The following is a 14,458-nucleotide window of genomic DNA, read 5'->3' as shown; positions in this document are numbered from 1 at the left end:
GAGTGGTGGCGCACTGAGCGTCGACGGGCAACTCTCTGGAAGCGGGACGGATATGGGGCGCGTGCGGAAGGCGCTGGGCGGGCCGTGGTTCGGCGGAGTGCTGGTTCTGGCCGTCGCCGCGGGCGGGTTCGGGCTGTACTGGTTCCAGCCGTGGAAGCTGTGGCAGGACAAGACGGTGGAGGAAGCCTTGCCTCAGGCCGCCAGAACCTCGGCCCCGCCCGCGGCGGCTTCGTCCCCGGCCGACGCCGACGACGCCGCCGCCCCCGCCCCCGCGCCCGGACCGCGGACGCTGGCCGACGGCGAGCTGATCAGCCATGAGCACACGACGTCGGGCTCGGTGAAACTCGTGCGGCTGGCGGACGGCTCCCACGTCGTACGCCTGGAGGATCTCGACACCAGCAACGGGCCGGACCTCCGCGTGTGGCTCACCGACGCGCGGGTGGAGGAGGGGCGGGCGGGGTGGCATGTCTTCGACGACGGCGAGTATGTGAGCCTCGGCCGGCTCAAGGGCAACAAGGGAAGCCAGAACTACGTCGTGCCCGAGGAGGTCGACCTGTCCCACTACCGCAGCGTCACCATCTGGTGCGACCGCTTCGACGTGTCGTTCGGTGCCGCTGAACTCGCCCGCGCCTGAGGGCGGTTCACGGGCGCAGGGGGAGGAGACAGAACTCGTTGCCCTCGGGGTCGGCCAGGACGTCGTGGTCCTCGTGGCGGGCCTGGACGGTCGCGCCGAGGGTCACGAGCCGGTCGATCTCGGCCTCCGGGTCGGCGGAGACGAGGTCCAGATGCAGACGGTTCTTGACGCGCTTGGGCTCCGGGACGAGCTGGCACCACAGGCGGGGGCCGCCGCCGCGGGGTTCGACGAGCACGGTCGGGTCGTCCTCCGGGTCGGCGATCCCCTGGGCGCGCAGCCGGGTGAGCTCGGCGTCGTCGTACGGGGCGACGGCGTAACCGTCGAGGGCGGCGGCCCAGAAGCGGGCCGTGGCGGCCGGGCGGGCACAGTCGATGACGATGTCGTGGAGTCGCGCCATCGGGCCATGGTGTGCGGGGGAGGGTGAGAGTGGCAATGGCCGGGGCTCGGTCGGGGTGGCCGTCGTGCCGGGAAGGGCCTCCAGGCCCCTGTCGTTCGGAGCGTTCCGGCGTTCGTGGGGGCCGGCACACACGCCCTCAGGGGGTCCCCCCAGCCGTGTTGTCGTCCGTCTCCCTCACTCTCGGCTTCGTTGGAGCGGGAGAGGCCCCATCGCTCCGCGGCGCCCGCCGCGGTAGCGGCTGATGTCGCAGCCTCCTGCGCCTTGCAACTGCACGCTCCCGCCCGGCGCGAGCCGGCTTCGCCCGGTTCTCCCGGGGGCTGGGGCACCTCCCTCGCCCCCCCGCTCGGGTCGACCGGAAGGCACCGCGCCTCTCAGCCGCCCTGATCCACACGACAGGGCCTGGTCTCCCGCTCAGTCGGCTGCCGCGTGTCGCGTGACGAAGCCGATCAGTGCTGCTGCGGCCGCCAGCGCGGCGACGCTGGTCAGGGCGGTGGACAGGGAGAACCAGTCGGCCATGAACCCGATCGCGGGCGGGCCGAGCAGCATGCCGCCGTAGCCGAGCGTGGACGCGGTCGCGACGCCGCCGGGGCCGGCGAGCGTACCGGCGCGTTCGACGGCGACCGGGAAGAGATTGGCGAGGCCGAGCCCGGTCACGGCGAAGCCGATCAGCGCCGCCCACACGGAAGGGGTGAGGGAGCCGAGCAGCATCCCGGCGGCCGCGATGGAGCCGCCCGCGACCACGGTTCTGGTCCGGCCCAGCCGTTCGAGCAGAACCGTCCCCGTCAGGCGCCCGATGGTCATGGCCAGCGCGAAGCACGAATACCCCACGGCCGCGAGCCCCGGTGAGGCGCCGAGGTCCTGTTCGAGGTGCAGGGCTCCCCAGTCGGCCATGGCCCCTTCGCCGTATGCCGTGCACAGTGCGATCACCCCGAAGACGATCACGAGCCCTCGGGTGCGGCGGTCGAGGCGGCGCGGGGTGCTCTCGGCGGAGCCGTGGCGTGGGGCGTCGGGCGGCCGCGGTGGGTCGTGTCGCAGGAGAGTGGGTCCGGCGAGGGCGGTCACGATCAGCCCGATGACGGTCAGGCCGAGCAGGTGCCGCGTGGGGGAGAGGTGGCCGGCGACCAGTCCGCCCAGACCCGCACCGATCATGCCGCCCAGGCTGAAGGCCGCGTGGAAACTCGGCATGACCGGCCGCCGGAGGGCGGCGACCAGGTGGATGGCGGCGCTGTTGAAGGCCACGTTGATCCCGCCGTAGGCGGCTCCGAAGATCAGCAGGACGGCGCCGAGGGTCAGTGCGGAGTGGGTGAGTGGGGGGAGCGCGACGCTGAGGGAGAGCAGGACCGCGCATACGACGGTGACCTGGTGGCTGCCGTAGCGGCGGCACAGGCGTCCGGTGAGCATCATCGTGACCACGGCGCCGGCGGAGACGCCGAGCAGGGCAAGGCCGAGGGTGCTGGCGGAGGCGCCGGTCTGGTGCTTGATGGCGGGGATGCGCACGACCCAGCCGGCGAAGACGAAGCCGTCGAGGGCGAAGAAGACGGTGAGAGCGATGCGGAGTCGGGTGAGTGCGCCGAGTGCGCTGTCCGGCACGGCGTTGTGCGAACGGAGTTTGTTTATGAGCGGCACAAAGTCAGGCTAGGTGACTCGTATAGACGGGGCAAGGGAGCCCGACGAGTCCCTCACCTTGTTCCGATCACCAGGTCTCGATCACCGGGTCCCGATCACCTTGTTCTGGTCACCTCGTTCCGGTCACCTCGTTCCGATCGCCACGTTCCGACCCGGCGGTCCGAGCAGCGCCGACGGACCCGGGCGGGCCGGATCGCCGGCGAGGTCGTGGGTGCCCGCCTGCACCGACCGTCCCCGAGGTGGCACGTCCTTGAAGTGGGCGTCAGGCCCGCCCGTGTGCCTCTTGCGTGCGTCGCGACACCGAGTCGATGACCACCGCTGCGAACAACACCCCGCCCGTGATCATGAACTGGACCGCGGTGGGGGTGTCCGTGATCGCCATGCCCGAGGCGATCGACTGGATGACCAGCATGCCGAGCACTGCGGACCAGGTCGTACCCCGCCCGCCGAACAGGCTCGTGCCACCGATGACGGCCGCCGCGATGGCGTTGAGCAACAGGACGCCCGAGCCGGAGCTCTGGCTCACCGAGGTGATCCGCGAGGCCAGGAACAGGCCACCGATCGCGGCCATCGTGCCTGAGACGGCGAGCACCGCGGTCTGCACGCCCGTCACGTTGAGACTGGCGCGACGGGCGGCCTCGACACCGCCGCCGAGGGCGTAGACCTGACGGCCGTAGTGCGTGCGGCGGAGCAGGATGTCGAGCCCCGCCACCACCACGAGGAAGATCAGCAGGGCCAGCGGCAGACCCTGGAAGCGGTTGAGCAGATACGCCGCGGCGAACGCGATCACCGCCAGTGCTCCCGTGCGGACGACGATCGCCTGGAGCGAGCGGTGCGGCATGCCGACGGCTCTGCGGCGCAGCGCGTCCTGGTACGACACGAGGAAGACCGCGCCCGCGGCGACGGCCGCCAGTCCGTAGGCGACGGCGTCATGGGTGAAGTAGTAGTTCGTCAGCTTGGCGACGAGCCCGTTCTCGTCGAGGTTGATCGTGCCGCTGGTCCCGAGGATGTACAGCATGAGGCCGTTCCAGGTGAGCAGCCCCGCCAGCGTGACGACGAACGCCGGCACCCGCGTTCTGGCGAAGGAGAACCCCTGCACGGTTCCCGCCCCGGTGCCCGCGAGCACCGCGATGAGCAGGGCGAGCCACTCCGGCACACCGCTGTTGACGTTCAGCACGGCGAAGACGGCCGCCGCGAGACCGCTGATCGAACCGACCGACAGATCGAGCTCACCGAGCAGCAGCACGAAGACGATGCCCACCGCGATCAGACCCGTGCCCACGATGTCGACGCTGAGATTGGACAGGTTCGGGGGGGAGAGGAAGTTGTCGTTGAGGGACTGGAAGACGATCCAGACGACGGCGAGGACCAGGACGACGGGGAGCGAGCCCAGTTCTCCGGCGCGGACCTTGCGCCGGACCATGTCGACCGAGCTCTCCACGGCCCGGGCGACGGCCCGCTCGCGTTGCGGCCGGGGGGCCTCGGAGGGGTCGGTCCGTGCGGTGTCCGCCTTGCTGCGTATGCCTTTCACCACCCCGCCTCCCGGTGGGTCATCTGGCGGGGTACGTTCTCCGTCGCGCCGGTGACGGAGGCGATGATCTGTTCCTGGGACGCGGTGTTCACGTCGAAGAAGCCGTTGTTGCGACCGAGCCGCAACACCATGGCGCGGTCCGCGAGGGCCTTGACGTCGCCCATGTTGTGGCTGATGAGGACGATGCCCATGCCGCGGTCGCGCAGCTCGTCGACGAGGTCCAGGACCTCGGTGGTCTGCTCGAACCCCAGGGCCGCGGTCGGTTCGTCCAGGAGGAGCACCCGCGGGTCGCCGAGCAGCGAGCGGGCGATGGCGACCGTCTGGCGCTGGCCACTGGACAGTGAGACTACGGGGGCCCGCAGATCGGGGACGCCCCTGGTCAGGCGATCCAGCAGGTGTCTGGAGCGGCGCTCCATCTCCATCTCGTCGAGGAACCCGAACCTGCGGATCTCCCGCCCCAGGAACAGGTTGCCGACGACGTCGAGGTTCCCGCAGAGCGCGAGGTCCTGGTAGACGGTGGCGATGCCGAGCTCCCGTGCGTCATGGGGGCGCCTGATCTGGACCGTCCGTCCCTCCCACTCGATGACGCCCTTGTCCGCCGGGATGACGCCGGAGATCACCTTGACCAAGGTGGACTTGCCGGCCCCGTTGTCGCCCAGCAGGGCGACGACCTGGCCGGCGTGAATCTCCAGCTCGACATCGCTGAGAACCTCGACGACGCCGAATCGCTTGCACACGCCGCGCAGCGCCAGCAAGGGGGAAGCCGCCACGGGACACCATCTCCTTCCCCGGGTCCGACGGGGGCCGGACCTGGTCTCGGGGCACGGCCCGCTCAGGTCAGCCCGGCCTCGTCACAGGCGGCTCTGAGTCCGGGAGTGCAGATCTGCTCGATCGTGTACACGCCGTCCTTCACCACGGTGTCCTTGATGTTGTCGACGGTCACGGACACGGGGGTGAGCATGACGGCCGGAACCGCGTCGGCGCCGCGGGTGCTCACCTTGTCCGTGGCAAGGCGGTCGAGGCTCTCACCGCGTGCCGCGGCAACCGCCATGGTGGCGGCCGCGGAGGCCTCGGGTGCGAAGGGCTTGTAGACGGTCATGTACTGGTCGCCGTGCAGGATGCGCTGCAGGGCTCCGAGTTCGGCGTCCTGTCCGGTGACGGGTGGAAGCGGGTCGACCTTGTTCGACTTGAGGGCGGAGATGCTGCCGGCGGCGAGGCCGTCGTTGGCCGCGTAGACCCCGTCTATGTTGCCGGCGCCGAGGGCGGCGATGGCGCCGGACATGTTCATGTGCGCGTTCTCCGGCCTCCACTGGAGCGTGTCGTACTCCTTGCCGATCTCCACCCGGCCCTTGAGCACGAACAGCGCGCCCTTCTTGAACGACACCGCGTTGGGATCGCTGGGATCGCCGTTCATCATCACGATCTGGCGTTCGCTCCCGCCGCCCATGGCCTCGAGCAGCGCCCGGCCCTGGAGTCTGCCGACCTCCTCGCCGTCGAAGGAGACGTAACCCGAGATCGGCCCCTCGGCCAGGCGGTCGTAGGCGATGACCGGGATGTCCGCCTCGTTCGCGCTCCTGACCGCCGCGGCGAGGGACCTCGCGTCCACGGCCACGAGCACGATGGCGTCGATTCCCGCAGTGATCATCGAGTCCATCTGTTCCTGCTGGAGGGCCACATCACCCTTGGCGTTGGCATGCTCGACCGCGCAGTCGCCGCACAGCCCCTTGATCTTCGTCTCGAGCAGGGGGCCGTCCTGTGTCTCCCAGCGGGCCGTGGTGGAGTCCGGCAGCAGCAGACCGATGCTCGGCGTGTCTTCCCCGCTGGATTCGCTCCCGCCGCCCGGCGAGCTGTCGCCCGACGACCCGCAGGCCGCGAGGGCGACGGCCGTGCAGAGCACGGTCACGGCCATGGCCGCGTCCCGGGTGCGGGTCTTCATGTGAGAGACCTCCCTTGACCTTCGCCGTGCGTGGGGAGGGGGCGGTCACAGGGGTCCTGGCGGATCACGGTCGCCGCCCTCACACGCGGCTTCTCGCGTGCTGCCGGGAGAAGTCCGACCACGTCGTCAGTGTGACACCGGCTGCGGTGATCTGCGAACGGGGTGGGCCGGCCCGCGATCGGGTCTGCCGGGGAAGGCAATAGCCTTCATCTGTCCTGATTGCACACCTATGCGATTCTGGTGTGAGGGTGCCCCTATATCTCCATATGTCGGCACCAGTGGCATGGGCGGGAGGTAGGTAGCGGACATGCCTCATGACGGCCGTTCCTGGGCCGGATTTCCCGAGCTGCGGGCGTCCGAGGCCGGCGCCGCGGACATCGGTTCACCGCCTCCGGTACCGGAGGTCGCCGCGATAGACCGGGTCCTCAGGTTCGCCGGAGCGGCGCTGGTGGCCGTCTACGTGCCCGGCGCGGGCGAAGAAGAGCTCCGGCTGACGGAAACGGTCGGCTGCGCCCTCTCCGAGTACGGGCTGCCGGAGAGTCTGCCCGTGTCCGGTGGCTCACCGGCGGCCTACGTCTTCCGCACCGGCCGCCCCCTGTGGCTGAACCCTCCCGAACTCGCCTCCTATCCCGAGGGTGGGCCGATGCCGTCACGGGCGGAGCTGTCGCTCGGCGCGCTGCCGCTCGGGTCGGACGGCAGGCGGCTGGGCTGCCTCGTCGTCGTGGGCGCCGCCAGAACCGGCTTCGAGGCCGAGCACCGGCGCTTCCTCGAACGGTACGCCGACGCGGTCGCCGGCCTGCTCCAGGCGGGCGAAGGCCGACCCGCGCCGGCGTCGCTGCTCGGCCTCGCCCTGCGGAGTCTGCGTGTCGGCTCCTTCGTCCTGGTGCCGAACACCGGCCTGGTCGAGGCCGACGACACCCTCCTCGAACTGGTCGGCATCACGCCCGACGACTTCGACGGCAAGGCGGACACCCTGCTTGCGCACGCCCTTCCCGAGGACATGCACGCGCTGATGCCGGTCCTGGAGCCGTCCACCCCGGCGTTCGGGCGACGGGAGCTGGAGTTCCGCGTCCGCCGGCCCACCGGTGAGATGCGCTGGCTGAACCTGAGCTGCCGGCTGGTCGCGGGCGCCGACGACCGGCCGGACCAGGTGCTGGGCGTGGTGACGGCGACATCGGTACTGCGCCGGAGCGCCGACGACGTCTCCAGGATCCAGTGGCTGACCGCCGCACTCGACGATGCCACAGAGGTCCGTGACGTCGGCCGCGTGGTGGTGGCCGCGCTGCGTGAGCCGCTGGGCGCCGACCGGGTGGCCCTCGCCGAGCTGCGGGACGACCGGCTCACCGTCACCATGCTCGACCCGCCGCAGCCCGCCGCCTGGCCGGAGGCATGGCGCGCGCAGTGGCGCTCGGAGTGGCCGGACGCTCCCGTCAGCGCCCTGCCCACCCTGCAGATGGCGTTGCGGGACGGACGTACGGACCTGTGGCCCGCCGGTACGGCCTTCGAACCCGGACTCGTGGGTATCGGTACCGGAGGCCTGGCCGTCCTGCCGCTTCCCGCCAAGGGCCGGCCCGCCGGTGTGTGCCTGGTCGGCTGGGACCAGCCGCACGAGTTCGCGCCCGAGGAGCGCTCCCTGCTCACGGCCACCGCCGCACTGGTCGGCCAGGCCCTCAAGCGCGCCCACGCACACGACGCCGAGCAGGAGCTCGCCACGCTGCTGCAGCGCAGTCTGCTGCCCAGGCGCCTGCCCGAGCTGCCCGGCGGGATGGCGGTCGCCCGCTATCTGCCGGCCAGGCGGGGGCTGCAGGTGGGCGGTGACTGGTACGACGTGATCGCGCTCTCCGAGGACCGGGTGGCGCTGGTCATCGGAGACGTACAGGGGCACAGTGCCGGCGCCGCGACGATCATGGGGCAGATGCGTACCGCGGTCCGGGCGTACGCGGTGGAGGGGCACCCGCCCGACGTGGTCATGTCACATGCCAATCGCCTCCTCGTCGGCATGGAGACCGATCTCTTCGCCACCTGCTGCTATGCCGAACTGGACATGGACGGGGGCACCACCCTGTTCGTCCGGGCCGGCCACCTCGCACCGCTGGTCCGCCATCCCGACGGCCGGACCGAGGAGGTCCAGGTCGAGGGCGGGCTCCCGCTCGGCGTTCTCGCGGAGGCGGAGTTCCCCATGACCTCGGTCGCACTGGCCCCCGGCACCGTGCTCGCCCTGGTCACCGACGGCCTGGTGGAGTCCGCCGACCTGCCCCTGGACGAGGGGATGCGCCGTACCTCCGCCGCTCTCGCCGAGGCCGATCCGGCGGATCCGGGCCGGATGGCCCACGCCCTGCTGGGCGACGCAGGCCGCCGTGAGGACGACGTCGCCCTGTTGCTGCTGCGCTACGACGGGATGAAGACCCGGCCGACCAGGGCCGGTTGGGCGGTGTGGCGGCTGCCCGACGCCGTCATGCACGCCCGCCGCTTCACCGCGCGCACCCTGCGTCGGTGGAAGGTCGAGGAAGTGACCGATGCCGTGCTGCTCGTCGTGTCCGAACTGGTCACCAACGCCCTGGTGCACACTCAGGGACCGGTCAGCGTCGATCTGACGCTCCGGGCCGGCCGGGTACGGGTCAGCGTGAGCGACTCCTCGCCGCGCGCACCCGCCAAGCCCGTGATCGTGGACTGGGAGTCGACCGGCGGCCGAGGGCTCCTGCTGGTCGAGGCGATGTCCGAGTCCTTCGGCTCCGTGCCGGTGGCCGGCGGCAAGCAGGTGTGGAGCGAGATCGCCGTACCGCGGCACGAGCCGGCTCCGGCGGACGCGGGGCCGCGACCGGAAGGAGGGGGGCTGCCATGAGGATCCTGCCGACCCGTGCGCGGCGCGTCACCCGTGTGGGGCGCGTCATCAGGGTGCGGCGCGTCATCGGAACGCTCGTCGCGGGACTCCTGACGGTGTCCCTGGCCGCCTGCGGGGACGACGGCAAGGCAGGCGCGGACAGCTTCACCGTGGGCCTGCTGCTCCCGAGCCGCACGGTGCCCCGCTGGGAGCACTCCGACAAGCCGCTGATCGAGGAGCGGCTGAAGGAGCTGTGCCCCGACTGCACCATGCTGTACGCCAACGCCGAGAACGACGCGACGAGGCAGCGGCAACAGATGACCTCCATGATCACGAAGGGGGCCGGGGTACTGATCCTCGACGCCGCCGACACCAGAGCGGTGCGCTCCTCGATCCAGGAGGCCCGCAAGGCGGGCGTTCCCGTCGTCGCCTACGACCGGCTCGCCGAAGGCCCGATCTCCGCCTTCGTCAGCTTCGACGGCGGACAGGTCGGCAGGCTCCAGGGCGAGGCCCTCCTCGAGGCCATGGGCGACCAGGCGCATGCCCGCGACGTCGTCATGATGAACGGCGATCCCACCAGCCCCAACGCGGCGTGGTACCGCAGCGGCGCGCTGTCCGTCCTCAAGAACAAGGTGAGGATCGGCAGGTCGTACGACACCCTGGGCTGGAGCACCGAGAACGCCCACACCAACATGGCCGCGGCCATAGCGGCTCTGAGCCCGGAGCGGATCGGCGGTGTCCTGGCGGCCAACGACTCCATAGCCGCGGGCGTCATCACCGCTCTCAAGAGCGCCGGTGTCCGGCAGATGCCCCCGATCACCGGTCAGGACGCCGACCTCGACGCGGTACGGCGCATCGTCAAGGGCGAGCAGTACATGACGGTGTACAAACCGTTCCGGGCGGAAGCCACCGCGGCCGCCGCCATGGCCGTCGCCCTGGGGCGTGGCGAGGACGTCCGGGACATCGCCAGGACGAACACCGACAGCCCCACCACCAAGCGCATCCCCTCCGTCCTGCTCACCCCGACGGCGGTCACGGCCGACTCCATCGAGCAGACACTCGTCAAGGACGGCGTGTACACCGTCGACCAGATCTGCGTGGCGAAGCTCCGGGCCGCCTGCGAGAAGGCCGGACTCCTCCGGTGAGCGGGGCGACGGCCGTGCGCCGACTGTTGGGGTGCCGTCCGAGGTGCGACGCTGGGACGAGAGGTATCCGCCGAGGGAACTCGGGAGGGCACGATGGGACGTGACGTGCCGGCCCTGGTGTTCACGCGGGAGGACCGCCGCCGCTACCGGGAGAAGATGCACACCTGCCTCGATGTGCTGGCGCAGATGCTGCGCGAGTCGACGTTCGAGAGCGAGCGCCCCCAGGTCGGGCTGGAGATCGAGCTCAATCTGGTGGACGCCGACGGCCTGCCGGCGATGCGTAACACCGACGTCCTCCGGGCGATCGCCGATCCCGCCTGGTCGAGCGAGCTGGGCCGCTTCAACCTGGAGATCAACATTCCGCCCCGGCAGCTGACGACGGGTGGCCCCGGCGCGTGGGAGCAGGCGATCCGCGACGCGCTCAACCACGCGGAGGAACGCGCCTCGGCCGTGGGCGCGCACCTGATCATGATCGGCATCCTGCCGACCCTGGGGGAGGCGGACGTGGGCGAGTCCGCCCTGTCCGGCGATCCGCGCTACCGGCTGCTCAACGAGCAGATCTTCGCGGCCCGGGGCGAGGACCTGCGGATCACGGTGGACGGCGTGGAGCGCCTGTCGACGTACGCCGACACCATCACCCCCGAGGCCGCCTGCACCAGCACCCAGTTCCACCTCCAGGTCTCACCGAAGGAGTTCGCGGACTACTGGAACGCCGCCCAGGCCGTCGTGGGCGTACAGATCGCCCTGGCCGCGAACTCGCCCTTCCTCTTCGGCAAGGAGCTGTGGCGCGAGACCCGCATCCCCCTGTTCGAGCAGGCCACCGACACCCGCCCGCAGGAGATCAAGGCCCAGGGCGTACGGCCTCGTGTGTGGTTCGGCGAGCGGTGGATCACCAGCGTGTTCGACCTGTTCGAGGAGAACGTGCGCTACTACCCGGCGCTGCTGCCGCTGTGCGACGACGAGGACCCGCAGGAGATGCTCGACCATGGCGGCATTCCGCAACTGGGCGAACTGACCCTGCACAACGGCACGATCTACCGCTGGAACCGCCCCGTCTACGCCGTCACCGGCAGCGGGCCGCATCTGCGCATCGAGAACCGGGTCCTGCCCGCCGGCCCCACGGTGGCGGACATCATCGCCAACGGCGCCTTCTACTACGGCCTGACCCGCGCCCTGGTCGACGAGGACCGGCCGGTCTGGACGCGGATGTCCTTCTCGGTCGCCGAGGAAAACCTCCACACCGCGGCCCGCGACGGCATCGACGCCCGCCTGTACTGGCCCGGCATGGGCGAAGTGCCGGTCACGGAACTGGTGTTGCGGCGACTGCTGCCCCTGGCCCACCGGGGTCTGGAGCTGGCCGGCATCGACGCGGCGTGGCGCGAACCCCTGCTGGGCATCATCGAGCAGCGCTGCGTCACCGCCCGCAACGGCGCCCTGTGGCAGGCGGAGACGGTCCACCACCTGGAGAAGGGCGGCACCGCCGACCGGCGGGAGGCGCTGCGGCAGATGACCACGGCGTACATGGACTACATGCACCTGAACGCGCCCGCGCACACGTGGCCCGTGGACTGACTCCGCGCACTGCGACGCGGGTCAGCCGGCGGCGGGTCCCCTCCAGTCCCGCGCAGCCGTCAGCGGAACGGGAACGGGCCGCTGTGCCGAGGTCGTCAGCTCGATACGGCGCCCCTCGGCCGACGAGCGCAGGAGGGCGCTCATCGTCTCCAGCACATGCAGGGCGAGAGCGCCGTTCGCGCGCGGCGCCCGCTGTGCGCCGGCGGCGACGAAGTCGAGCAGGCCGACGCCCCGTGCGCCGTCGACGTAGCCCGCCGAGGGCGGGAGCGTGCGCCATTGCGTCGCGCCGAGTTCGAAGAGCCGTACCTCACCGTCGAAGTGGTTCGGATCCGGCACCGTGAGGGTGCCCGCGTCGCCGTGGACCTCGATCGGCGCGGCTGTGGTGGCCACGCCGTCGAAGCTCGTCGTGATCGTCGTCAGCGTCCCGCCCATATGCTCGAGCACGCCGGATACATGGGTGTCCACCTCGACCGGGATCCGCTCGCCCGCACGCGGCCCGGAACCGATGACGCGCTCGCCGCGCAGCCGCCCGCCCGCCCCGATCACGGCACGCACCGGACCGAGCAGGTGGATCAAGGACGCGAGATAGTACGGGCCCATGTCCAGCAGCGGGCCACCCCCGGCGGTGTAGTAGAAGTCGGGGTGAGGATGCCAGCGTTCGTGCCCCGGCGTGACCATCACCGCCGAGGCGAACTGGGGGCGTCCGACGCTCCCCGCCTCCACGGCCGCGCGAGCCGTCTGGATGCCGGTGCCCAGGACGGTGTCCGGCGCGCATCCCACGCCGACCCCTGCCTTCGCCGCGGCCTCCATCACGGCGTGCGCGTCGGCGAGGTCGGCGGCCAGCGGCTTCTCGCCGTAGACGTTCTTGCCGTGGCCGATGGCGCCGAGGGCGATCTCCGCGTGGGCCGCGGGGACGGTGAGGTTCACCACCGTGTCCACGTCGGGGCTGCTCAGCAACTCCTCGACGCTCAGCGCCCGGACGCCGGGCAGTTCGGCGGCGACCGCGGCCGACCGGGAGGCGTCGAGGTCGGCGACCGCGGTGACGCGTACGGCGGGATGGCCGACGAGCGTGTCCAGGTACGCGCGGGAGATGACGCCGAGCCCTACGACGCCGATGCGGTGCGCGTCGCCCACAGCATGCCCCTCTCGATGACGGTGCGCACGTTCGGGTTCTCCAGCACGTCCAGGCTGTGCCCGGGAGTCGCCACCATGACGCGTCCGGCACCCCACCGGCGGGTCCAGACCGCCGGTGACGTGACCGGCCGGTGCCAGGGCTGCCACGGCCGGGCGGGATGGGTGGTGGTGGCCAGCACGTCGATCAGGTCGTCGTGGAGCACCCAGTACTGCTCGGTGTGCAGCTCGAAGTCCTCGATGCCCGCTGTGATCGGGTGCTCGCGGCCCAACTCCGTGATGTTGATGACGTGCGGCAGGTAGTTGTCCTCCTGGGCGCCCTGGCGTTCACACGGCTCCTTGCCCGGATGGGTCGCGAACTGCCCTCCCACCAGGTGGAGATAGTCGGAGGAGGCGCGGAACGAGTCGGCGATGCCGCCGTGCCAGCCGGTGAAGCCGGTACCGGCCACGACCGCCGCGCTCAGCCCCGCCAGCTGCTCGGCGGTGATCTGCGACATCGTGACGCACTGCACGACGAGATCGATGCCGGCCATCGCGGCGCTGTCTGCGTAGACGTCGGTCGACTCCTCGACCCGGACGGCGTATCCGCTGCCGCGCAGGAAGGGCAGGAACAGCTCCGTGGCCTCGACCGGCCGGTGCCCCTCCCAGCCGCCTCGGACCACCAGGGCGTTCTTCCGCGTCATCTCGTTGAATCACCGTTCCAGTGGCCGACCCGTAGAACCGCTCCCTCACTATGCGCCGGGCGCCCCGCGCACCGGAAGGGGTGCCGGGATCACGAAAGTTTCGCCTTGGCGCCGACCGTCCAACAGGCCGCGGTGAAACGGACTTCCGAGCCCTGCACATACGGTTCGAACGCGGCGCGGACCGTTTCGACGACCCTTGCGCGGGTCTGCTCGTCCGCTTCGGGCAGCACCTGACCGACGGGGCCGAGCCGGGTGAAGTAACCGACCAGCTCCCGCTCGGGGAGCGCGCAGGTCACGTCGATCGGCCGGATGTCGATCCCGGACCACCCGCTCTCCTCCAGGACGCGGCGGACCCGGTCCGAGTCCGCGAACGCGAACTGTCCCGGCCCGTCCGACCGGCGCGCGGGGAGGTTCGGCAGGATCGGTGCCGCGGCGCGCTCGGCCGTCGTCATGAACGGATTCTCCGCGGGGCCACGCCAGGTGACGAAGCGGAGTCCGGCCTCGTCCCTGGCGGCGCGCCGAAGATTGGCGAAGGCCTGGACCGGGTCGTTGAAGAACATGACGCCGAAACGCGAGATGACGAGGTCGAAGGAGGCGGGTTCGAAGACGTGCTCTTGTGCGTCGGCGCGGATGAAGGACACCGGGGTGCCCTCCCGCTCGGCGCGTGCCCGCGCGGCGGTGATCATCGTTTCGGAGATGTCGACGCCGACGCAGTGACCCGCCGGACCGAGCCGTCGCGCGACGGCCACCGTGGTGCCGCCGGTGCCGCAGCCGACATCGAGCACGTGTTCCGCGTGCTCTGCGGCCACCGCTTCGAGGAGGAGATCCTCGAACGGCCTCAGTACCTCGTCCAACACCGCCTGTGCCTCGACCCAGGCGTGTCCGCCGGGCCCGTTCCAGCGGGCCGCCTGCTCGTCGTCACTTCCGCGCTCCATGCCCATGATCGTCTCCTGTGCTTGCGTGCCTGGGGCCTTGATGACAG

The 14,458-nt window shown here is 71.1% G+C and carries 12 protein-coding genes; 4 read left to right on the top strand and 8 right to left on the bottom strand.

Features of this window, described 5'->3' with window-relative positions; translation table 11 throughout:
* Positions 1-52 precede the first annotated feature (52 nt).
* Positions 53-634, top strand: a complete 582-nt coding sequence (locus AB5J49_RS04000) for a DM13 domain-containing protein (protein ID WP_369167078.1) — start codon at positions 53-55, stop codon at positions 632-634.
* A gap of 7 nt (positions 635-641) precedes the next feature.
* On the opposite strand, the gene AB5J49_RS03995 is transcribed toward AB5J49_RS04000, so the two are convergent.
* The 5 genes from AB5J49_RS03995 to AB5J49_RS03975 form a co-directional block, all read right to left on the bottom strand.
* The gene (locus tag AB5J49_RS03995; protein ID WP_369167077.1) at positions 642-1,031 is read right to left on the bottom strand and encodes a VOC family protein; all 390 of its coding nucleotides are present in this window, start codon (positions 1,029-1,031) and stop codon (positions 642-644) included.
* Positions 1,032-1,442: 411 nt separating this feature from the next.
* Entirely contained in the window at positions 1,443-2,657 is a 1,215-nt protein-coding gene (locus AB5J49_RS03990; RefSeq protein WP_369167076.1) for an MFS transporter, read from the bottom strand.
* 262 nt (positions 2,658-2,919) lie between these two features.
* Positions 2,920-4,080 (bottom strand): sugar ABC transporter permease, encoded by a 1,161-nt coding sequence (locus AB5J49_RS03985; RefSeq protein WP_369175035.1) that lies wholly within the window; start codon positions 4,078-4,080, stop codon positions 2,920-2,922.
* A gap of 104 nt (positions 4,081-4,184) precedes the next feature.
* A complete protein-coding gene (locus AB5J49_RS03980) occupies positions 4,185-4,958 on the bottom strand; it encodes an ATP-binding cassette domain-containing protein (RefSeq protein WP_369167075.1) in 774 nt (257 codons plus the stop codon).
* A gap of 62 nt (positions 4,959-5,020) precedes the next feature.
* Entirely contained in the window at positions 5,021-6,124 is a 1,104-nt protein-coding gene (locus AB5J49_RS03975; RefSeq protein ID WP_369167074.1) for a substrate-binding domain-containing protein, read from the bottom strand.
* Positions 6,125-6,431: 307 nt separating this feature from the next.
* On the opposite strand from AB5J49_RS03975, the gene AB5J49_RS03970 reads away from it, so the two are divergent.
* The 3 genes from AB5J49_RS03970 to AB5J49_RS03960 all read left to right on the top strand — a co-directional run bounded on the left by AB5J49_RS03970 (position 6,432) and on the right by AB5J49_RS03960 (position 11,662).
* Positions 6,432-8,966: a SpoIIE family protein phosphatase gene (locus AB5J49_RS03970; RefSeq protein ID WP_369167073.1), complete on the top strand. Its 2,535-nt coding sequence runs from the start codon at positions 6,432-6,434 to the stop codon at positions 8,964-8,966.
* Positions 8,963-10,090 carry a sugar ABC transporter substrate-binding protein gene (locus tag AB5J49_RS03965; protein ID WP_369167072.1) on the top strand — a complete coding sequence of 376 codons (1,128 nt, stop codon included), beginning with the start codon at positions 8,963-8,965 and terminating at the stop codon, positions 10,088-10,090. The genes AB5J49_RS03970 and AB5J49_RS03965 overlap by 4 nt, the downstream gene beginning before the upstream one ends.
* A 93-nt stretch (positions 10,091-10,183) precedes the next feature.
* Positions 10,184-11,662, top strand: a complete 1,479-nt coding sequence (locus tag AB5J49_RS03960; protein WP_369167071.1) for a glutamate--cysteine ligase — start codon at positions 10,184-10,186, stop codon at positions 11,660-11,662.
* Positions 11,663-11,683: 21 nt separating this feature from the next.
* Here the strand turns inward: AB5J49_RS03960 and AB5J49_RS03955 are convergent, their stop codons facing one another.
* From AB5J49_RS03955 to AB5J49_RS03945, 3 genes are all read right to left on the bottom strand, one after another.
* Complete coding sequence (locus tag AB5J49_RS03955; protein ID WP_369167070.1) at positions 11,684-12,796, bottom strand: Gfo/Idh/MocA family protein; 1,113 nt, start codon at positions 12,794-12,796, stop codon at positions 11,684-11,686.
* A complete protein-coding gene (locus AB5J49_RS03950) occupies positions 12,766-13,476 on the bottom strand; it encodes a ThuA domain-containing protein (RefSeq protein ID WP_369167069.1) in 711 nt (236 codons plus the stop codon). The genes AB5J49_RS03955 and AB5J49_RS03950 overlap by 31 nt, the downstream gene beginning before the upstream one ends.
* Positions 13,477-13,565: 89 nt before the next feature.
* On the bottom strand, positions 13,566-14,411 hold the full coding sequence (locus AB5J49_RS03945) for a class I SAM-dependent methyltransferase (protein WP_369167068.1): 846 nt from the start codon (positions 14,409-14,411) through the stop codon (positions 13,566-13,568).
* Positions 14,412-14,458 lie beyond the last annotated feature (47 nt).

Origin of the sequence: Streptomyces sp. R28 (assembly GCF_041052385.1) — a bacterium.
In the GTDB taxonomy this organism is placed as follows: Bacteria; Actinomycetota; Actinomycetes; order Streptomycetales; family Streptomycetaceae; genus Streptomyces.
The sequence above is the reverse complement of the archived record's forward strand: the minus strand, read 5'-3'. Positions and strand labels throughout refer to the sequence as shown.